Annotated in this window: 15 protein-coding genes; 14 read left to right on the forward strand and 1 reads right to left on the reverse strand. The window is 38.5% G+C overall.

Features of this window, described 5'->3' with window-relative positions; genetic code table 11:
* Positions 1-215: 215 nt before the first annotated feature.
* Together BLP50_RS04380 and BLP50_RS04385 are read left to right on the forward strand one after the other, a co-directional pair.
* On the forward strand, positions 216-737 hold the full coding sequence (locus tag BLP50_RS04380) for a peptidylprolyl isomerase (RefSeq protein ID WP_090151592.1): 522 nt from the start codon (positions 216-218) through the stop codon (positions 735-737).
* Positions 738-913: 176 nt separating this feature from the next.
* On the forward strand, positions 914-1,723 hold the full coding sequence (locus tag BLP50_RS04385; protein WP_176753680.1) for a hypothetical protein: 810 nt from the start codon (positions 914-916) through the stop codon (positions 1,721-1,723).
* Here BLP50_RS04385 and BLP50_RS04390 read toward each other — a convergent pair.
* The gene (locus BLP50_RS04390) at positions 1,677-2,954 is read right to left on the reverse strand and encodes an HlyC/CorC family transporter (RefSeq protein WP_090151597.1); all 1,278 of its coding nucleotides are present in this window, start codon (positions 2,952-2,954) and stop codon (positions 1,677-1,679) included. The two genes, BLP50_RS04385 and BLP50_RS04390, sit on opposite strands and share 47 nt — an antisense overlap.
* Positions 2,955-3,164: 210 nt before the next feature.
* On the opposite strand from BLP50_RS04390, the gene BLP50_RS04395 reads away from it, so the two are divergent.
* The 12 genes from BLP50_RS04395 to BLP50_RS04450 all read left to right on the forward strand — a co-directional run.
* Positions 3,165-4,118 carry a tetratricopeptide repeat protein gene (locus BLP50_RS04395; RefSeq protein WP_090151599.1) on the forward strand — a complete coding sequence of 318 codons (954 nt, stop codon included), beginning with the start codon at positions 3,165-3,167 and terminating at the stop codon, positions 4,116-4,118.
* Between the two features lie 306 nt (positions 4,119-4,424).
* Complete coding sequence (locus BLP50_RS04400; RefSeq protein ID WP_090151602.1) at positions 4,425-6,806, forward strand: ribonucleoside triphosphate reductase; 2,382 nt, start codon at positions 4,425-4,427, stop codon at positions 6,804-6,806.
* Between the two features lie 157 nt (positions 6,807-6,963).
* A complete protein-coding gene (gene dhaL, locus BLP50_RS04405) occupies positions 6,964-7,584 on the forward strand; it encodes a dihydroxyacetone kinase subunit DhaL (RefSeq protein WP_090151605.1) in 621 nt (206 codons plus the stop codon).
* Positions 7,585-7,605: 21 nt separating this feature from the next.
* Positions 7,606-7,998, forward strand: a complete 393-nt coding sequence (gene dhaM / locus BLP50_RS04410; protein WP_090151608.1) for a dihydroxyacetone kinase phosphoryl donor subunit DhaM — start codon at positions 7,606-7,608, stop codon at positions 7,996-7,998.
* Between the two features lie 61 nt (positions 7,999-8,059).
* Positions 8,060-9,055: a dihydroxyacetone kinase subunit DhaK gene (gene dhaK, locus BLP50_RS04415; protein ID WP_090151611.1), complete on the forward strand. Its 996-nt coding sequence runs from the start codon at positions 8,060-8,062 to the stop codon at positions 9,053-9,055.
* 605 nt (positions 9,056-9,660) lie between these two features.
* The gene (locus BLP50_RS04420; RefSeq protein ID WP_090151614.1) at positions 9,661-13,533 is read left to right on the forward strand and encodes an Ig-like domain-containing protein; all 3,873 of its coding nucleotides are present in this window, start codon (positions 9,661-9,663) and stop codon (positions 13,531-13,533) included.
* Between the two features lie 24 nt (positions 13,534-13,557).
* Positions 13,558-15,051, forward strand: a complete 1,494-nt coding sequence (locus tag BLP50_RS04425) for a trypsin-like peptidase domain-containing protein (protein ID WP_090151617.1) — start codon at positions 13,558-13,560, stop codon at positions 15,049-15,051.
* A 9-nt stretch (positions 15,052-15,060) separates the two neighbouring features.
* On the forward strand, positions 15,061-15,849 hold the full coding sequence (locus BLP50_RS04430) for a PP2C family protein-serine/threonine phosphatase (protein ID WP_090151620.1): 789 nt from the start codon (positions 15,061-15,063) through the stop codon (positions 15,847-15,849).
* A 5-nt stretch (positions 15,850-15,854) separates the two neighbouring features.
* Positions 15,855-17,543, forward strand: a complete 1,689-nt coding sequence (locus tag BLP50_RS04435; protein WP_090151623.1) for a serine/threonine protein kinase — start codon at positions 15,855-15,857, stop codon at positions 17,541-17,543.
* Between the two features lie 11 nt (positions 17,544-17,554).
* Positions 17,555-17,974: a hypothetical protein gene (locus tag BLP50_RS04440; protein ID WP_090151625.1), complete on the forward strand. Its 420-nt coding sequence runs from the start codon at positions 17,555-17,557 to the stop codon at positions 17,972-17,974.
* A 5-nt stretch (positions 17,975-17,979) separates the two neighbouring features.
* Entirely contained in the window at positions 17,980-22,524 is a 4,545-nt protein-coding gene (gene essC / locus BLP50_RS04445; protein WP_090151628.1) for a type VII secretion protein EssC, read from the forward strand.
* A partial coding sequence (locus tag BLP50_RS04450) for a hypothetical protein (protein WP_143001120.1) occupies positions 22,517-22,815 on the forward strand: 299 nt, incomplete at its 3' end. The genes essC and BLP50_RS04450, both read left to right, overlap by 8 nt.

Here is a 22,815-nt window from a genome sequence, read left to right on the forward strand (position 1 = left end):
CCTTAGATTTCTTAAGAGAATCGTGTCAGATGAGCGAAGAAATACTAAGGCTTGTGAATATGACCAGCGAAGTAGTTTAAACTGGAATTAATTAATAGAATAGCCTGTAGTTATCAAGCTCTTGGTGTTGCTTAGCGAGATGTGTTAATCGAGCGGTGCAATATCCAAGTCTTGAGAACGTAACAGGCGTAGGTAAGAAATAAGGAGATTAAATAATGGCACAGAATCCAGTAGTTACAATTGAAATGGAAAATGGAGACATCATCAAGGCGGAGCTCTATCCTGAGGTTGCTCCAAACACAGTTAACAACTTCATTAGTCTTATTAATCATGACTTTTACAATGGAGTTATCTTCCACAGAGTTATTAAGGGCTTTATGTTACAGGGCGGAGATCCAGATGGAACAGGTATGGGCGGCCCTGGATACTCAATAAAGGGAGAGTTTTCAAGCAATGGATTTAAGAATGACTTAAAGCATGAGCCAGGTGTTCTTTCTATGGCTCGTACAATGTTCCCTGACTCAGCAGGAAGCCAGTTCTTTATTATGCATAAGAATAGTCCACATCTTGATGGGGATTATGCAGCTTTTGGTAAGGTTATCGAGGGCATGGATATTGTAAATAAAATTGCAGAGGTTGATACTGACTGGTCAGATAGACCTTTGACAGAGCAGAAGATGAAGAAGGTTACAGTAGAGACATTCGGTGTGGATTATCCAGAACCTGAAAAGCAATAGTTTTTTAGCTATGCAAAAATAACTATACCACCATCAGCGCCATTTCCGGAGGAAATTATAAATGCGCTGATGTTCCCGTTTTAGTTGAAATATTAGAATTGTTATGTTACTATTACGGCACGTCTTTGGCGTGTCGTTTTTCTTATTATTTATTTTCTTATTTATACCCATATAAAATGAAATTTAAATTTAATAATATTGCTGCTAGCTTTATACTCTGGGGCCTAGTTGAATTTTGCTCGATTATTTATTGTGCCCTGAGAAGGCGTAGAGAAAAAAAGAAAAGAGCTATAAAAGAGCTGTATATTAAACGTGTCCTTAGGCTGTTACCTAAGTGCGCTGATAGCATTGAGCTTCTTAGAGAGCTTTATTATAGCTTTGGAAATAATAGATATCTTAGGAGTATATTGATCAGAGCAATAAGGTATCAGGAGAAGCAGGCTGATAACAGAGTGTATGTGTCTGCAGGATTTTCCTATATTGAAAGAAAATTAGGTTGCGAACCTATTAACTATATGCACAGATATCTTTCAGAAAATGAACTTGAAGTTGGTAATTACAGTCTTGTAGACTTGCATGAATTGGAAGTTCTAACACATGAGAGATTTTCTTTGTGGGAAACTGAAAATGATAGATTTCTAACTTATATGAAAAAGCAGAGGACAAAACTGTTATTTGAGAAATCTGTCTTATTATTCTGCAATTTATTAATTTACCTAAAATATAGTAACGATATTACCCTGTTAATATTTGCAGTTGTAAACACAATTGGCCTAGTGAGTTTTATTATTCTGGATTATGATTGCTGTGTTGTAGATGAGAAAAAGCATGAAGGAAATCTTGCAAGAAAAAATAAAGGCAAAAAAAGAGCCCTTGCCAAAGATAAAAGACTACGTGAAATCTTTCAAATAGCTGGTGGCATGGGCTTAATTGTAAATATTACTTTGTTTGCGATTCGTCTGTTGGAACAGGAAGCTTTATTCTAAGCTTGGTTATTCGTTTCTTTTCAACAGCCAGTACTCTGACTATAATGCCTTCTTCTGAAACATAGGTCTCGCCAACATTTGGGAAGTGGTCAAATGCTCCAACAATATAACCGCCGATTGTGTCATAGTCCTCGCTAGAGAAGCCAAGAGGGATGATATCACACAAATCCTCTAAGTTCATTGAGCCAAGTACCTGGTACTCTCTGTCGCTGATGCGAACAACAGGATCTTCCTCATCTTCATCGTATTCATCACGGATTTCTCCAACGATTTCTTCCAATAAATCCTCTAGAGTAATCATACCGGATAAATCGCCGTATTCATCCAAAACGATGGAGAGGGAAGCGGCTTCCTTTCGCATTTCATCGAAAAGATCTGATACGTTTTTCATCTCGTAGGTGAAATAAGCATCTCGCAAATAGTTCTTAATAGAAAAATCAGAATTCGGAGTAAGTCCGAGGAAATCCTTCATATTGACTATTCCGATGACTTTGTGAGTGTCTGGCTCACAAACCGGAAGTCTTGTGTACATGTCTTCTTTGAAAACCTCAATTAACTCCTGGTAGGAAATATCGGCATCTACCATGGTCATGTCGATTCGAGGAATCATAACTTCTTTTGCTGTGGCATCAGAAAAATCAAATACCTTGTGAATCATAGTACGCTCATCACTTTCGATTTCACCTGTTTCGTGGCTGACATCAACCATTGTGCGGATTTCTTCCTCTGTAATTGTATTGTCCTTGAAATCAGGGTCGATGCCAAAAAGTCTGATGAATAATCCCGATAGGAAATTGACTATTGCAATCACAGGTGTAAATAGCCACATGGTGCCGCCTATTATAGGGGCAAAATGTAGGCTGAGCCTGGTGGAATAGCTTGTAGCAAGTGACTTAGGTGTGATTTCTCCGAAAATCAATATTAATAAGGTGAGAATACCTGTTGCGATGCCGGCGCCCTTGTTACCTAGCAAATCAATTGCAAGGGTAGTGGCCAAAGAAGATGCTGACAGGTTCACGATATTGTTTCCTATGAGAATAGCTGAAAGCATTTTCTTAGGACGGTTGATAACCTTTAAAACCCTAGCAGCTTTTTTGTCACCGTCATCAGCCATGGTTTTGATTTTTATTTTATTAACTGTTGTAAGGGCTGTCTCTGCTGATGAGAAAAAAGCAGATAGTGCCAACAAAATGAAAAGAATTACAAAACGAACTGTCGTATGCGAATCCAAATAAAAACCTCCCGTATATACATATTAAATATTAGCTTTGATTATAGCATTTATTCGTTTTTAATAAAATCTCTAGAAGATGAACTTGAATTAATGCACATTTAGTGTGGCAATTTAGGTTGACTTGCTTTAAAGTAAATAGGTAAGTGAGTTATTCATCGAGGGGATGTGGTGTTAGTAACTCTAATACTTATAGTTAGGAAATGATTTATGAAAAAGAAACTTCTTGTTATAGGATTATCTCTATATATTGCGGCAACAATGGTGGCTTGTGGCGGACATAGTCAAAAGGAAATTGACTTGCGTGACCAGGGAGTAGAGGCCCTTGATGCAGGTGATTATGAGACTGCTATCAAGTTATTTGATAAGGCTTTGAGGTGCTCCATTGGAAAAGTCACTGATTTGGAAATAGACATTAATTACTACAAAGCGGCAGCTCAGTTTAAATCTGGCGATTTCGAGGGGGCGGCAGCTACCTACGAGGCTTTGATTAAATATGATGGCGACAATTATGAGCCTTACTTTTTGCGAGGAAGTATTTATGCTTCTGAAGGTGAGGTAGGAAAGGCAATTTTGGATTATGATAAGGCTGTTGAAGTAGATAAAAAGAATTATCTTCTTTATATAGAAATATACGAGAATCTTGATTCTCTTGGATATACAGATCAGGGCAAGGTATATTTAAATAATGCGCTCCAGATTTCGGATAAATCTGCGGAGGCTGGCTATTACAAGGGCAGAATCAACTATATGCTTGGTCAGACTTCTCAGGCTCAGGAGTTATTGCAGAAGGCAGTAGACAAGGATATCGTGGAGGCTAGACTTTATCTCGCCAAGATATATCAGGATCAGGGTGACTATGACAAGGCCCAGAAATTGTTAGAAGAGTACGCAAAATCCGAAGATGTCACAAGCGAGGCACTTGCTACTTTAGGTGACATTGAGATGGCTAATGGAAATTATGAGAATGCTTTGGGGTACTATGAAGCTGGGTTGAGTCTTAAATCAATAGACAATATGCCTGACCTTTTGAAGGGACAGGTTTCAGCTCTTGAACACCTAGGTAGGTTCACCGAAGCATGCGATGCATTGACACAATATCTTGAATCTTACCCTAATGATGAGGTTGCAAAAAAGGAGCTAATATTCCTACAAACGCGATAGAAATGCTAAAGACACGCTACAATATGTAGTGTGTCTTTTTTATGTTTAAATACCAAATATTGTGTGTGTTGAATCGTAATTCTACCTAGAAAATATTCAAAAGTGAAATGGGATTTTAGGTAATAATGACGAAAAGCACAATATATAGTGATTAAACATTGACCCCTCACCCTATATTTTGATAACATATACTCAAGTCGAAAGTACCTTAATGCAACACTTAGCTGGCAAAGCAAAAAGGTTACAGGGGGAGTCCTTTTTTGACATGTTTTAAGGATACTAGAGAAAGGAAATTGGTGAGGAAAATTGTTTGACGTAGTAAAAAGAGATGGTGAAATAGCAGAGTTTAATTTGGGGAAGATTAACGATGCAATCGCAAAGGCCTTCGAGGCAACTGGAAAGGAATACAATGACGATATAATCGGTTTATTATCGCTTCGTGTTTCGGCTGATTTCCAGTCAAAAATTAAAGAGAGCAAAATCACTGTAGAGGACATTCAGGATTCTGTAGAAAATATACTTGAGCAGACTGGATATACAGATGTTGCAAAAGCATACATTTTATATAGAAAGCAGCGCGAGAAGATGCGCAACATGAAGTCTACAGTTTTGGATTATAAAAATGTAGTAGATAGCTATGTTAAGGTAGAGGATTGGAGAGTTAAGGAGAACTCTACAGTTACATATTCTGTAGGTGGCCTCATCCTTTCTAACTCTGGTGCAATCACTGCAAATTACTGGCTTTCAGAGATTTATGATGAGGAGATTGCAAATGCACACCGCAGCGCAGATATCCACATTCATGATCTTTCAATGCTCACAGGTTACTGTGCAGGATGGTCATTAAAGCAGCTTATCCAGGAGGGACTTGGTGGTATTACTGGCAAGATCACTTCAGCTCCTGCTAAGCACCTTTCAGTACTTTGCAACCAGATGGTAAACTTCCTCGGTATCATGCAGAATGAATGGGCTGGCGCTCAGGCATTCTCATCATTTGATACATACCTTGCACCATTTATTAAGACTGATAATCTTTCATACGAAGAAGTTAAAAAGTGCCTTGAGGCATTTATATATGGTGTTAACACACCTTCTCGTTGGGGAACACAGGCACCATTTTCTAATATCACATTAGATTGGACAGTACCTAATGACTTGGCAGAGCTTCCAGCTATCGTTGGTGGCAAGGAAATGGATTTCAAGTACAAGGACTGCAAGAAGGAAATGGATATGGTCAACAAGGCATTCCTTGAGATTATGATTGAGGGTGATGCTAATGGCCGTGGATTCCAGTATCCTATCCCTACATATTCTATTACTCGTGATTTTGATTGGTCAGATACTGAGAACAACAGACTCTTATTTGAGATGACTGCAAAATATGGTACTCCATATTTCAGCAACTATATCAACTCAGATATGGAGCCAAGCGATGTTCGTTCTATGTGCTGCCGTCTTCGTCTCGACCTTAGAGAACTTCGCAAGAAGTCAGGCGGTTTCTTTGGCTCAGGCGAGAGCACAGGATCTGTTGGCGTTGTTACTATCAACATGCCACGTATCGCATACCAGGCTAAGGACGAGGCAGATTTCTATGCTCGTTTAGATAGACTTATGGATATTAGTGCTCGTTCACTTAAAATCAAGAGAGGCGTTATTACAAAGCTTCTTGATGAGGGATTATATCCATACACTAAGAGATATCTTGGTACATTTAACAACCACTTCTCTACAATTGGACTTATCGGTATGAACGAAGTTGGTCTTAATGCTAATTGGCTTCGTGCTGATATGACAGATAAGAGAGTACAGGAATTTACAAAAGACGTTCTCAATCACATGCGTGAGAGACTCTCTGATTATCAGGAGATGTACGGTGACCTCTACAATCTTGAGGCTACACCTGCTGAGTCTACAACATACAGATTTGCAAAGCATGATAGAGAGCAGTTCCCAGATATCATCACAGCAGGTAAAGAAGGAGACACTCCTTTCTATACAAACAGCTCACATATGCCAGTTGAGTTTACATCAGATATATTTGATGCTCTTGAGGTTCAGGATGAGCTCCAGACACTTTATACATCTGGTACAGTATTCCATGCGTTTATCGGTGAGAAGCTTCCTACATGGGAGTCAGCTGCCAATCTTGTTCGCAAGATTGCTGAAAATTATAGATTGCCATACTATACACTTTCTCCAACATACTCAGTATGTAAGGAGCATGGCTACATAGCAGGTGAGCATTACACATGTCCACACTGCGGCAAGACAGCTGAGGTATATAGCCGAATCACTGGTTACTATCGTCCAGTTCAGAACTGGAACGAGGGCAAGACTCAGGAATACAAGAATCGTAAGCTTTATGATATAGCAGGTTCTGTATGCAGACGTGCTGGTGAGAAGACTGCAGCAGCAAAGCAGCCACAGGTTAATCTTGAGATCGTTTCTGAGGAAAAGGACACAGGTGTAAAATATCTTTTCACAACAAAGACATGTCCTAACTGCGCTAGAGCAAAAGAGATTCTCGAGGATGAGGATTACATCCTTGTAGATGCAGAGGAGCAGCAGGATTTGACTAAAAAATATGGTGTTATGCAGGCGCCTACTCTTGTAGTTGTTAATGGAGACGAGGTTACTCGTTATGCCAATGCCAGCAACATCCAAAAATATGCGGATGAGAATCTTTAATTAAAAATACTAGGGCCACTCGTGCAAAATGTACGGGTGGCTCTTTTTCTTTTTGTACGAAAACACAACGAAAAAATTTCGCCGGCTAATATAGGATTTGTTATAATACTCATATAAGACTTTGGTGGTAAAAATTATGAGAAGGGGGACTAGTTTTATGGCTACTAGAGTATACCAGTGCCTAAAAGAAATAGGCGACAAAATAATGGCCAACAAGGATTTCCTGACTGACTTAGACAGAGAAATCGGCGATGCAGACCATGGGGTAAATATGGCTCGTGGATTTGCAGCTGTAGTGGAGAAAGTACCTGAAGAAGAGGGCGATATTGGGGCCGCTCTCAAGAAAACAGGTATGACACTTTTATCTACCGTTGGTGGAGCATCCGGACCACTTTACGGTACAGCTTATATGGAGGCAGCCAAGGTGTTCGCGGGAAAAACTGCCGTTTCCCCAGAGGACTTTAAGGCCGCTCTCGAAGCAGCAATCGCTGGTATCCAAAAGCGAGGCAAAGCTGTAAAAGGCGAAAAGACAATGCTTGATGCACTTATGCCAGCTTACGATGCTTTCTCTGAAAAGGTTGATGCAGGAGCTGATTTAAACGAAGCTCTAGATGCCGCTTGTGCAGCAGCTGCTGAGGGTGTGGAGTACACCAAAACAATTGCGGCTACAAAGGGACGCGCAAGTTACCTTGGACAAAGAAGCGTTGGTCACCAGGATCCAGGCGCTACTTCAGCTACATTGACTTTGGAAACTATCAGAGATTTCTTGAAAGGATAATGTAGCAGAAAGGGGGATTTAATGGTTGGATTGGTTCTTGTGTCCCATAGCTGGAAGATTGCTGAGGGGCTAAAGGATTTGACTAGTGAGATTGCACCTACCCACAAGGGAATCGTATGCGCAGCTGGCCTGGAGGACAAAACCATAGGCACAGATGCGATTCGTATTTCCGAAGCAATTAAAGAGGCTAATGACGGTGATGGGGTTATAGTTTTAGCTGATTTGGGTAGCGGTGTTATGAGTTCTGAGACAGCAATTGAGCTTATTGAAGATGAGGGCATTGATGTAAGACTTGCAGATGCGCCAATCGTAGAGGGCACAATTGCAGCAGCGGTTAGTGCCATGTGCGGAAGTAATATTGATGCAGTTTTAAAAGCTGCAGAGGATACCCGCGGAGCACATAAAGTTTTATAAGATTTTCGTTGTGGACAGCCTGATAGTGCAACAGGCGAGATATAGGAGGAGGTAATATTTTATGAAAAAACTTATTAACGAAGTTGATAATATAGTTGATGAGATGCTTGACGGTATGGTGGCAGCTTACCCACAGTATATACGCCGCCTCGATGGACTTGATGTAGTAGTGAGAGCTGGAGGCTCAAATGGAAAAGTTGCCCTAGTGTCTGGCGGTGGAAGCGGACATGAGCCAGCTCATGGTGGATATGTAGGAAAGGGTATGCTGGATGGAGCTATTGCTGGTGCGGTATTTACATCCCCTACACCTGACCAGGTATATGAAGCAATTAAGGCAGCAGATGGTGGCAAGGGAGTATTGCTTGTTATCAAGAATTACACAGGTGATGTAATGAACTTTGAGATGGCTGCTGATATGGCAAGAGATGAGGGAATCGAAGTCGACCAGGTTATCACAGCTGATGATGTGGCGGTTGAAAATAGTACTTGGACAACAGGCCGCCGCGGAATCGCAGGTACTATTTTTGTACACAAGATTGCTGGCGCATGCGCTGAGGCAGGAGGAAGCCTTGCTGATGTAAAGCGTGTCGCTGAAAAAGTAATTGCAAATGTACGCTCAATGGGTATGGCTGTTGACGCATGTACAGTTCCTGCCGCTGGCAAACCAAGCTTTGATTTGGCAGAGGATGAAATCGAAATCGGTATCGGAATTCATGGCGAGCCAGGCGTTAACCGTGAAAAGATTGGCACAGTAAATGAAATCTCCGACAAGCTTCTCAATAAGATTTTCGCCGAGGGCATTTACAATTCTGGCGATGAAGTGGCTGTAATGGTCAACGGAATGGGCGGCACACCTTTGATGGAGCTCTTTGTGGCAAACAAGCACATTAAGGAAGTTTTGGATTCCAAGGGAATCAAAGTTGCAAAGACTCTTGTTGGCAACTATATGACATCTCTTGATATGGAAGGCTTTTCTATTACACTTCTCAAAGTAGATGATGAGCTAAAGAAGTTGCTTGCAGCACCAGCTGATACACCAGCTTTTGTGCAGGCATAGGAAAATAATACGTAAAATCACATGGAGCCATTCGCACCTAGCGTGCGGATGGCTTTTTTGCTGGAATATTACAAGATAAAACTTTCGACACAGAATGTTCATATAAATGATTAAATTGAACCTTGAAAAGGACTTCGATTTTTTATATTTAATTTAGGAAATGTCTTCTGAATTATCTGATAATTGTTAGTTGGAAATGCTGCTGAATTCCTCTTAAATAAGGGAAAATGGCATGTCAAATAGGCCGTAACAGAATAATTTAAAACGAGAAATATACCGCAACTGTGTATTTTGAAAAAATGTGTTGACAGAAGTGCTTTAGGGTATTATGATACTACCTGTAATATTCAAATGCGAATAAGCATGGAATGCTAAAAAGTTTGTGGCATATTACACAGAAATTCCGGAGAAATGTAGTAATTATGCCCAATACAGTTGATGCAAATTGTTTCAAACACTGTATGGAACTCGAAAAGGCTGATATTTTTTTCATAGTAACAATTTTTTTTGAGTGAGAATAAAAGACAGTGGAGTGCGTATTAAATGTGTTATAAGTGTGAATTCATTTATACATGTTTAGGGAGTTAATGAAAAGAGGAAATGGCATGAGAAAAATTAAACACCTCAAAGTTACAAAAAGAATTGTAGCATTGACAATGATGACCGCATTGATGTTTAGCAATGCGGTATTTTTCGTGTCTGCAGATGAAACTGCGGATACGAATGTATCTCAATCACAGAGCGGAGATACTACACAAGCCTCTTCTGACAATCAATCAGGAGATTCTACTAATGGAGGAGGCTCGACCACTACGGATAACAATGTAGCTGGAGATAATACAGGTGGCGCTCAGAATGCAAATGGAGACAGCACCGGAGCAGGTAGCCAGAATGCAAATGGAGATAGCGCTGGGGCAGATGGTCAGATTAATATGACATATCCAGTTATGACAATGGATCCAGATATGTTTGGAACTACTGCTGATTATGTGCTTAATGGTGGAAACTATGTACCTATGGGTGCAGATCCAGCGGACCCAACAAATCCAGTGGACCCAACAGATCCAACGGACCCAACAAATCCAGCGGACCCAACAGATCCAACAGCCCCAACGGATCCAGAAGAAATTCACTATACAGATTCTGAGGGAAATGAAATTGACCCTAGTGATATCTTCTCTGAAGATGCAGACGGTCATAAGGTATTAAACCTTAACATACTGTTCCAGACAGATGAAGATGGTAATTTGATTAAGGATGAAGAAGGCAATTATGTTGCGGATCCTAAAGCTATTTATTCAGTAGATTCAGATGGATATCTATTAGATAAAAATGGTGAGCGTATATTAGATGAAAATGGTGATCCAATTATAGTTTCGGATCCAACTAATACAACTATAGGTTCACATGTCCATACCTTTGGAGATTACCATTATGCAGGAAAGAATGCAGATGGAGTTGATTATCACGAACGTAATTGTACTTTCTCAGGATGCGATGCAAAAGAGACTGAGGACTGCGATAAGGAAGTCGTTCGTGAAGGTGACTTCGAGGTAACACGCTGTAAAGTGTGCGGACAGGAATTTAATAGAGTATATGCTAAGCCAGTGATTAATTCTGTAGAATTTAGCACTACTCCTGAAAAAGATGAGGATAATATAGATTTATTTAAATCGGATGTAACTGTTACAGTAAATGCTCGTTGCGAGGCAGAACATGGCGCTACATTTAAATTAGAAGGTGTAGATCAAAATTCAGATGCATATGTAACATTTGAGTTAACTCAGGAAGGTGACCCAGATGAGAATGGCAATGCAAATTATACATATACTTTCTCTGGTAATGAGTTATTCTATAGCATTGAAAAGGTTACAGGATATGCTAATAATTACGAGACGGATTTATATGTAGAAAGAGAGTGCAAATTCACAGTTAATAACACATCGATGAAAGTTAATGGTGTGGCATACATAACAAACTCTACTGATTATGCGGATCGTGTTTGGATTTATGATGATGACAGATATTATTCTGATAATTGGTATTCATCATCTATAGACGGATATCCAGATACACTGTTTTTAGTCTATAGAGGTTCTTCAAATAATGCATGTGGATACTTTACTGTTTATGACAATGGTGAGGAGATATCAGAAGAGGCAATAACTAATAAATCAGTGTCACATTCAGGAAAAAATTCACGTGTTGAGACTAGTTGGAATGGAATCGACTATAACTACACGTATATTCCAAGTTCAAAGATTTTCTCACGTGGCAGAACTTTCTATGAATTGAATTATGAATGTAAGATTCCTGTATCAGTAGAGGGTGAGCATACATACCTTATTAAATATGGTGAGAATTCGTGCAATGTAGAGACAAGTGAAATCACTATTAATATTGATAACACAGTACCAGTAATTGACTCGATCTCATACAATGGCAATTCTACTCCAGCAGGTACCTCAGGAGCTGACGCAGGCTACTACAATGAGGATGTAGAAGTAGAAGTAGTTGTAACAGAAGAGAACTTAGTTAATACAGAAAAGCTTGACGACTTAAAGCTTGTTGAGGAAGGTGGAAGCAGCAGGCCTCTTACATTTAAGGAAAAGCGTGGAGATAAATACGTGTTCTCTGCTACTGCTTCATCAGAAGGCAAATACCACGTAGAAGGTTTTGTTCAGGATAAAGCTAAGAACAGAAAAAACCTCGCTGAGCAAAGTGCATTCATTATTGACAAGACTAATCCAGAGATTACTTTAGATTTTGACAATACAGAAGCTAAAAATGGTAAGTACTACAATGCAGCCAGAATAGCAACAGTTACAATTAAAGATGCTAACTTTGATCCAGATGATAAGTACATCACATTAAATATCTCTGAAAAAGATGGCAAGGCTGCTTCAGGTGGCTGGGAAAAGTCAAGTGAAGGTAGCTACACAAAGAAGATTAACTTCGATGCAGATGGTGTATATAGCTTCACAGTATCTTGCAAGGATAAGGCTGCAAATGCTAGCACAAGCGTTTCAGCTGATGAGTTTGTAATTGACACAAGCGTACCTACTATTGATGTTAACTTTGATAACAACACAGCTTCAAACGAGTATTACTATAAGGACGCTAGACAGGCGACTATCGTAGTAGAGGATGCCAACTTTGATTCTAAGCTAGTTGTAATCGAAAAGACTGGCGAGGATGGAGCAAATGCATTACCAAGTGTAGGTGGATTCTCAGATTCTGATAAGAAACATTCAGCATCTATGAATTTTGATAAAGATGGCAAATATGCATTTAGAGTCACATGTCAGGATTTAGCTGGTAATGTGGCTGAGACATACACAAGTAGCGTATTTGTTATTGATACTGTTGTTCCAGAGGTAGAGATTACAGGCGTAGCTGATATGTCTGCTAACAACGGAGCAGTTAATCCTGTTATCACATCTACAGATGAGAATTTAAATGTAGAGGGCGTTGTAGTAAATCTTAAGGGTGCCAATAACGGAACAATTTCAAGTGTTGGTAAGGCTACAGCAGTAAACGGCGGATTTTCAGTAGAGATTCCTGACCTACCTCATACAAAAGAAAATGATGACTTGTACATCCTTACAGCTACAATTACTGATTTAGCTGGAAATGTTACTGAAAAGGAAATTAAGTATTCTATCAACAGATTCGGTTCAGTATACGTACTTGGTGATGGAACACTTTCCATGATTGATAACTATTATGTTGTTAAGCCACAGGACGTAGTTGTTACAGAGATTAATGTAGATGAATTGACATATAAGGAAGTTTCTATCACATACGATGGAAGTGTTAAGGAGCTTTCAAGCGGCCGTGATTATTCTACATCTGAGACTTTAAATGAGCATTCATGGCATTCAATTAGCTACAAGGTCAATAGCTCTAACTTCAGAAATGATGGTCTCTACTCAGTATCAATCTATTCTGAGGACAAGGCTACAAACACACAGAGTAATAAGGCAAAGGGAGCAGACATTGACTTCTTAGTAGATTCAACAGCTCCAAGTATTGTTGTGGCAGGTGTTGAAAGTGACGGAGTATATCAGGAGGCTGAACATGATTTCTCTGTAAATGCTACAGATACAATCGGTATTGCAGGATTGACAGTATATCTTGATGATGTGGTTCTTGCTGAGTTTACAGCAGAAGAGCTCAATGAGAATGGTGGTACAGAGATTCTTACAATCCCAGGTAAGGATGATTATCAGCAGCTTGAAATTGTATGTTCTGACGTGGCAGGCAATGAGGCTAACCTCAGCTGCAACAACATTCTCGTTTCAGTACAGGCTCAGAAGTTAGTTGATGAAGATATAATCCAGAAGACAGCAGTTGATGATGATATTATCCCAACAGTAGGATTCCTTAAGAAGCCTATTACCTGGATTGTTATTATATTAATTACTGTTTTATTAATTACTACAGGTGTAATTACATATAAGAAAAAAGCAAAATAATTCGCAAAAGGGAGAATTATAAAAATGAAGGGACTTAAAAGACTTTGCATCAGTTTATCAATCATGGGCGCAGTATTGCTTTTGGCAATACTGCCTAGCAACTTTGCATTTGCAAAGGAGAAAAAGCCTACATCAGATGATGCAAAGAATGGTGTGGTTCAAGTAAATATCGTATTTACGGATGAAGCGGAGCAAAAGCATATTTTATGTGGAGGTTCAGGCTTTATTGTTGGTGATCCAGAAGAAACAGAATATGTTATTACTTGTAACCACATTGTTAGCCCTTCGGATGAAATGAAGGTAGCAGCTTTTGAGTTTTACCAGATTCCAATGGAGGAAGATACTCTTAGCAGGACAAACTATGAGGTAGAAGTTGTTTTAGAAGGTGATGTGGTAGTTTCTGCAGCAGTAATGAATTCAAGTGCAGAACTTGATCTTGCTGTTTTGAAATTATCACAGCCTATTTATACGAGAGAGCCTCTTACTATACTTACATCAAAAAATTACAGCACAGACTCTCTTCCTTATGCTACAACAGAGAGAGTATATGCATTGGGTTATCCAGATATAATCAATTATGATTCAGCAGTTCAGTATTTTTCTGACCAACAGGTGGTTATGACCGCTGGAAGTATAGTAAATCTTTTGAATTTAAATGGTGTCCAAGTAATCGAAAGTGACATTAATATCGGTCCTAACAATTGTGGTGGTCCGATAGTAAATGAATATGGCTATGTAATTGGTATGAATCTTTTGACAAAGGATGGAATGTATAGCTGTTCTTTGGATTCTACTAAGATAGCAAAGGTACTTGATGGTTTAGGAGTTACTTATTCCAAGGTGAATAAGAATCCTGAAGAGAAGGAAGAAAAGCCAGCGACTGTTGTGACAGAGCCGGTTGAAACTATTCCGACTTATATTTTTATTATTATTGGCGTCGGTTCCGTTTTAATAATTGGTTTGATTGTAGCGTTAATTGTTACAAAAGTTTCCCACAGAGCAGATAAGGAAGAGAAACCAAAGAAAGAAAAGAAAAAGAAAAATAAAGTAGAAGCACAACCAAATGATGCTTTAGCTAAATATGTATCTAAACAAGATAGCGAAGAAGTTAGAAAGTTAGGTTCTATCCAGGAGAATGGATCTGATACGACTATTTTATCAGGAAATATTGGAGTAAATGAAACTACTATCTTAGATGCCAAGAATCCTATTTCTGAGCAGCTTAAAATTGGCACATTGCTTAGATTAAAAACAGGCGAGAAGATAGTGATTAATAAAGCATATTTCACAATAGGTAAGGATAACTTACATGTGGATTATTGCATGAAAGACAATAGAACAATCAGCCGTCAGCATGTGATTTTCAAACAGGCGAAAGAGGGCTTATATATAGAAGATAATAATTCAACTAACGGAACATGGTTAAATGGTAAAAAGTTAGTATTTGGACGTGCGGAATTAGTTCGCAATGGGGATTTGATAAGGATATCAAATGAAGAATTTGAGTATCAAGCATAGGAGACAGTTATGAAGAAGTTTAATACAGATGCGATTACAGATATTGGCGTCAAGAAATCTGTTAATCAGGATGCTCTGTTACTAAAGCAGGCTCACTCAACTGCTGTGGGTGACATATGTTTTGGATGTTTATGTGATGGAATGGGTGGGCTTTCCGCCGGCGAAATAGCTAGTTCAGCATTAGTCCATAGAATGGATGAATGGTTTAGAGTGGAATTACCAGGATTACTTTCGAGACCAGATTTTACGGAGTCTTTATCAGAAGATCCTTCTTGCGAGAATATTTATCTCAGGCAGGTAGAGAAAAACTGGGATTACATTGTGAACGAAATGAATGTGCGTCTCCAAAAGTATGGTATGCAAAAGGGGATTCGAATAGGGACTACAATAGTAGCCATTCTCGTTATCGAGAATGATTACATTATTATGAATGTAGGGGATTCTAGAGCATATCGTTGTAGTGATGAAGAATGTGATTTGCTTACTCACGATCATAGCTATGTGCAGCAGCAGATGGATATGGGCCGGATGACACAAGAAGAGGCTAAAGTTAGCGATAAGAAGAGTGTGTTATTACAGTGTGTAGGTGCATCAGAAGAAGTGGTCCCATCATTCTATTATGGAAAATGTGGGGACAATAATAAATATTTGTTATGTTCAGATGGCTTGTGGAGGCGTATGGAAGAAAAAGAAATTATAAGTATGCTCCAAAGAAAACAGGCGCTGGAAGCCATGACAAATTTGGTTAAGAAAAGAGGAGAAACAGATAATATCTCAGGTCTTGTGATAGCTGTTTAGAAGTAATGCTTAAAATTGGTTCAGTTATTGATGGAAAATACAAAATATTAAATAGAATAGGACAAGGTGGAATGAGTACTGTCTATTTGGCGATGAATGAGCGCGCCAATAAACAGTGGGCAGTTAAGGAAATTAGAAAAACTGATTCTTCCGAGTTTGCAGTTACATTGGCTAGCATTAAGACAGAGACCGAGTTATTAAAGAATCTGTCTCATCCTAATTTGCCTAGTATCGCAGATATTATCGACTACGAGGGCAGTATTCTTGTCGTGATGGACTATATAGAGGGAAATACCCTTAGTTTAGCTGTAAAAGACTATGGCCCTCAACCACAGGAATATGTTATTGAATGGGCTAAGCAATTATGTAATGTGCTTGGGTACTTGCATTCTCAGGAACCGCCTATTATCTACCGTGATTTGAAGCCAGGTAATATAATGCTCAGACCTGATGGTCGATTGGTGCTTATAGATTTTGGTACAGCACGAAGATACAAGGTAGAGAACATAGAGGACACTACTTGCCTTGGAACAAGAGGATATGCTGCTCCAGAACAATTTGGTGGGCAGGGACAGACAGATGCTAGAACCGATATTTACTGTTTAGGTTCTACTATGTACCACCTTCTTACAGGTAAAAATCCTAGTGAGCCACCATATGAAATGTATCCTATCAGATACTGGGATGATAGATTTTCTCAGGGTTTAGAGAAAATTATTTTGAAGTGTACTCAGCTTGATCCAAATAAAAGATATCAAAATTGTGCAGAGCTGTTATATGATCTTGAACACTATAATGAGCTTGATAATTCATACAGAAGAAAAGAGAAGATTAAAATGGCATCGTTTGTAGCGATGCTAACTCTTTCTATTATAACGGGAATTGGCTCTTGGTTAATGAAGAGTGATGCAAAAGCTGTTCAAGGTACCAATTATGATTCTTATGTAGATTATGCTCAGAAAAGTGATACTTTCGAGGATAAAGAGGAGTCATACATTTCTGCGATTTCAATAGACCCATCCAAAGCAGATGCTTACATTGATTTATTGGATAAGGTGTATTTAGAGGATGGAGTATTCTCGGAGGAAGAAGCTCAGACAATCAGACAGGTTTTGATTACACCTGACCATAAGAGGACTTACGAGGAAATCCTGTCAACAAATGAGGCTGGTTATGCGCTGTTTGCTTATAGAATGGGAATCGCTTATTTCTATAGCTATGAAGGTGGGGGCAATAAGCAACAGTCTGCATATTGGTTCCATAAGGTAAATGATGGCTTGTTAAGTGAAAGCCAGACTGAGAGAGCTGAGAGATTAGGAAGTATTGCGGATTACTATATTAATCTGGGAAATGTTGATAAAACAGGAGATAACAAGGTAAGCTACAGTGAATACTGGGATGATTTGGTGGCTGTTTGTGATGGAAATATAGCAGAGCTTGATAATCCAAACACTGCGTTAATTATTTATAAAGAGATGGCCTCACAGATAAATATTAATGCTGCAAAATACCATGATGATGGAATTTCCTACGATCAGATGAATCTTCAATTAATCAATATTGAAGAGCACATAAAAAGTGATATATCAAAGGATGAAATAGAGCAGTCTGAAGTGTTAAAAGAGATGGTGACAGAATTAAAGACTAACATTGAAAAAGCACGTCAGACTCTTGAACTTCTTGAAAAACAGTAAAGGATAAATAGATGACAAGTTTAAATGAAGTATCTGGACAAACAGAGTTTTTAAATACAATGTCACTTATTCTTATGATAATTTCAGTGACTTTCTTAGTGGCTGCCATAGTATTGTGGTTTGTTCTCAAAATTCCACATTCCTTCAAGGTACTTACTGGAGTAGGGGCAGGTAAATCTATTAGTAAGTTAAAAGAAGGTTCGAAGAATGGTACAGCCGCCTACTACGTAAATACGGATGTTCATGCGTCCTTAAATTGGAATACTTCGGCTAGGTTAGATAACAGAGTATTGCCTAATGAGGACGATGAAGGAACTGTAGTCTTAAATGAAGATACAGTTTTGTTGAGCGAAGATACAGTTGTGTTAAGTAATAATGATGGCTTTGAGATTAACGAAGATATCATTTATACAAATGGAAATAGACAGTAGAGAAGATGGAACATAGATTATTAATATTTGGAAATGGAATTAATAGAGAAATAGAAATCGGTGAGGCATCTAAGCTTTCTATTGGAACAGATAAGCATTGTCACGTGTGGCTTAAGGGAGAAATTTTTCCAAAAGATTTCCTTATTAATCTCGTGATTAGTGAGGAGTCATATACTGTTACTTGTGATGGGGCGATTGAACTGAAGAGAGAATCTGGGAATGAGAATATACCTCTTTCTGAGGAGTTAGCATTCTTTTATAAGGATGAGCCTGACGTATTATTTAATCTTTTCCTTGTATCAGATTTTTCTGATATGTCTACAGATTATCATTTAGAGATTAATCTGGCAGAGATTGTGGATATCAGCATCGGTACAAATATAGATTCGGATATACGAATTGATAATCCTAAAGTGCCTGAGATTAATCTTACTTTGCTTAGAGATTTGGAAGGATATCAGGTCTCTATTCAGGATGGATTATATTGTGTGACCCATAATGGTTCAAATATAACTGATAGCGAGTTTATGCTTAGAAATCACGATTTCTTTAGTGTGGCTAATGTTCAGTTTTGGCTGTCTGATGGAAAGTTATATACAGAGAAAAGTGACTATCTGACATGTAAATTACAGACATCTCTAATTCAAGAACAGAACAATAAATTACAGTATCCCGAATTCATTAGAAATGTTCGTTTGCAGTTTAAACAACCTGTAGAAAAGCTAGAGGTATTAGATCCAAAGCAAAAGCCAAGTGAGCCAGAAGGCGGCATTTTAGAAAAACTCATACCTATGATAGTTATGATGATTTTGATGACTGTAATGCGAGTGATGATTAGAAGTAACATCATGTACGCTATATATTTTGTCATGATGATGGGTATGAGCTCGATAATGACTGTTGTTGGATTCATTAGAGCAAAAAAGAAATACAATGAGGCGATTGTACGCAGAGAAAACATATACAACGACTATATAGAAAATAAGGATAATGAAATCCTTGGTAAGCGATATGATGAGCGCTTAATTGCAAAGAAGATGTGTGTGTTGCCAGAAGAGACTATCGAGCAGATAGAGAATTTTGATGCACGTCTATTTGAAAAGCTTAGAGATCATGAGGATTTCCTTGATGTACCTCTTGGAATTGGCGTAGTAGATTCTGTCAATCAGGTAGATTTCAAAAAGCATGAGTATGTAGAGACAGATGATCCATTTATGGATATTCCTTCTAATATTCATGATAAATATGAAAAGCTTGATGATATGCCAGTTGTTTTACATCTTAGAGATTTGGATGCAGTGGGCTTTTTAGGAACTAGAACAAAACTGTATCAGATAATGAAGAATATTATAGTGACACTTGCTGCACAGCAGTTTTATCAAGATGTTAAGTTCTATGTGATGCTAAATAAAGAGGATATCCCATATTTTGAGTGGATTCGTTGGTTCCAAAATGTAAATGAACCTGGACGAAGAAATATTCTTTATGATGATGGAAGTAAGAAAACTATTTTAGAGTCTATTTACAATGAACTTTCAGCTCGTGAGGGAATGAAAAAAGAGGAGTTGGCGAAAGAGCCGCACTACATCGTATTTGCGTATCGCTCTGAGAATATGAGCGGACACCCAATTACCAAATATGTAGAGAAGGCTGCTGAACTCAATTTTACATTCCTGTTTTTTGAGGAATATAAGGAACTTCTTCATGAGGCCTGTGACGAGCTTGTTTGTCTTGATAGAGATGCATATAGCGGATTTATTCAAAAAGCAGATGATGCTGTAACAACTATTGAATTCAAGTATCAGCATTTGAATAGTGCCCATGTCGCTGCAGCTGCATTAAAACTGGCATGTGTGCATGTAAATGAAATAAGTTTGGAAAGTACTCTTACAAAAAATATTACACTTTATCAGTTGCTAAAGGTAATGAGTGCCTATGACTTAAATATTGGTCAGCGTTGGAAGCAGTCTAATATATATGAGAGTATGGCTGCAGCTTTAGGCGTGGATAGTACAGGACAGACTGTTTATTTGGATATCCATGAAAAGGCCCACGGACCTCATGGACTTGTCGCAGGTACAACAGGTTCTGGTAAGTCGGAGATTTTACAATCCTATGTGCTTTCTATGTGCTTAAACTTCCATCCTTACGAAGTGGGATTTGTAATCATAGATTTCAAGGGCGGTGGTATGGCCAACCAATTCAAGGATTTGCCACATCTTAATGGCGCCATTACAAATATTGATGGTAAGCAAATAGATCGCTCGTTGATGTCTATTAAGGCAGAGCTTATGAAGCGTCAAAAGCTTTTCGCGGAGTACTCTGTTAATAGAATAGATGACTATATTGAATTATATAAACAGGGAGTAGCCAAGATTCCTCTTCCTCATTTGATTCTGATAGTTGATGAGTTCGCTGAGTTAAAGAGTGATCAGCCGGAGTTTATGAAAGAACTTATAAGTGCGGCCCGTATTGGTCGAAGCTTAGGTATGCATCTGATATTAGCAACTCAAAAGCCAGCGGGTGTTGTAAATGATCAGATTTGGAGTAACTCTAGATTCAAACTCTGCTTGAAGGTACAGGATAAGTCAGACAGTAAAGAGGTTCTTAAATCGCCTCTTGCAGCAGAAATCAGAGAACCTGGTCGTGCGTATTTGCAGGTTGGAAATAATGAAATATTCCAGTTGTTCCAGTCAGCTTATAGTGGAGCATCAGTCAATGTAGAGCAGATGGAGCAGCAGAAAGAGTTTGATATAAATATAGTAGATTTTGCGGGAAGACGTCAGCCTATTTATTCTCAGAAACCTGAAAAATCAAAGGGGGAGAATAAGACTGAACTTGATGCAATAGTTTCTTATATTGGAGAGTATTGCGCAGAGAATAATATTAAAAGACTTCCTGATATATGTCTTCCACCGCTTGCGGAGATTATTGATTATCCTAGCAAGAAGTCTGTAACTAGTGATAGTAAGGATGTAATCGTACCAATTGGTATATACGATAATCCATCAGAGCAGTTGCAGGATGTTTTAGAATTAAATCTTTCTAAAAACAATGTATTCATTGCAGGTGGTGCTCTTTCAGGTAAGACTAATCTGCTACAGACAGTCATCAGAGGTTTGTGCGAGAATTATACAGCGGCAGAGGTATGCATTTACATTATGGATTTCGCCTCAATGATGCTTAAGAACTTTGATGATTTAAACCAAGTTGGTGGTGTGGTAACAATCAACGAGGATAATAAATTCAAACAGCTCATAGATATGCTTGTGGAATTGATAGATGAAAGAAAGCAGATTCTATCAGATTTGGGATTAAGTTCTTTTAGTTCATATAGAGAAGCTGGATATACTGAGATGAAACAGATAGTTTTAGTTATAGAAAACTATGCTATGTTGAAAGCGGTATTCATGGACTATGAAAACATAATAGGACTTATCTGCAGAGATGGTGTAGCAGTAGGTCTTAGTGTTGTTATGACAAATCCATTGTCTTCTGGATTGGGATTAAAGATGCTTACATACTTTGGTGAGAAGATTTCCATGTATCAGAATGATGATTCCCAGTATAGTCTGCTATTTAATCACTGTAGACTGTTTCCAGATAACACAGCTGGTCGCGGAATCATTGAAAGAGACAATGAGTTGCGTGAATTTCAGACTTACCTTGCATTCCCAGCAGAACGAGAGATTGATAAGGTTGAAAAGATGCGTGCATTTGTTAAGACAACAAATGAGAAGAATAAGGGAATATCAGCTATACGAATTCCTACTGTTCCAGAGCATGTATATGAAGATTACTTCACAGAGAGATATGGAAGTGAAGTATTTGACGATTATAGAATTCCAATTGGTGTTAGATTTGAGGATATACAACCAGAGATTGTTCAGCTAACGAGAGATAATTTTATAGGGTTAATGGGAACGGAACAGTCAAATAGACTTACATTCTTAAAGTATTTCATTAACCATTTGGTTGAGAATAATGACAAAATGCCGGTGGAATTATATGTAGTAGATGACCTTTCAAGAGAGCTTGAGTACATAAGCCAGCTTCCGATAACAAAGAAATATACTGTAAATCATGCGGATGTTGAATCAGTAATGAGTACAGTATTTGAGGAAGCAAAAGCAAGACTCAAGTTAATGTCAACATCAAGTAATGCTTTAAAGGATAAGCCACTAATCATGCTTATATTTAATTCGCAGCTTGCAGAAGATATGCTTTCATATGGGGCTTCATCAATGAAGCAATTAGAGGCTTTGGTAACAAAATTGAAAGGTTGCAAAGTTTGTACAATGCATTCAAATGTTCCAAACATCCAGGCATCATTCAAGGTAGGAGGGTTGATAAAGCTAGTAACTGACAATTGCGATATCTTAGCATTTGAAGATATTAGAGCGATTAAGACAATTATGGCGGGATCTACCGAAAAGAGAAATCTGGGATCAAAGATGGAACAGGAAGATGCATTTTACATAAAGAGTGGCGTATTTAATAAGGTACGTACAACAATAATCAACTCAGCAAAGGAGAGTAAACATGAGTGAAAAATTATCAGCACAAGACGGAGTTGTTGCCATTAGCTTTACTGGCGTAGATGATTTGGCAACAGAAATGGAGACGCTAGCTACAACAGCACAGGGATTAAAGGACAACTTAGATGAATTGAAGGGTGTTCTTCAGAACAACTGGGATGATGATGCAGCAAGAGGTTTATTAATGAAATATGATGACTTCATGAGCAATATCAACATCATCACAGCAGATATTTATGCAGTAAGAGACTGGTCAAGAGATACATCATCATTATTCAGAGCAACAGTAAATGAGAATGCAGA

The organism is Pseudobutyrivibrio sp. AR14, assembly GCF_900101325.1.
Classification (GTDB): domain Bacteria; phylum Bacillota; class Clostridia; order Lachnospirales; family Lachnospiraceae; genus Pseudobutyrivibrio.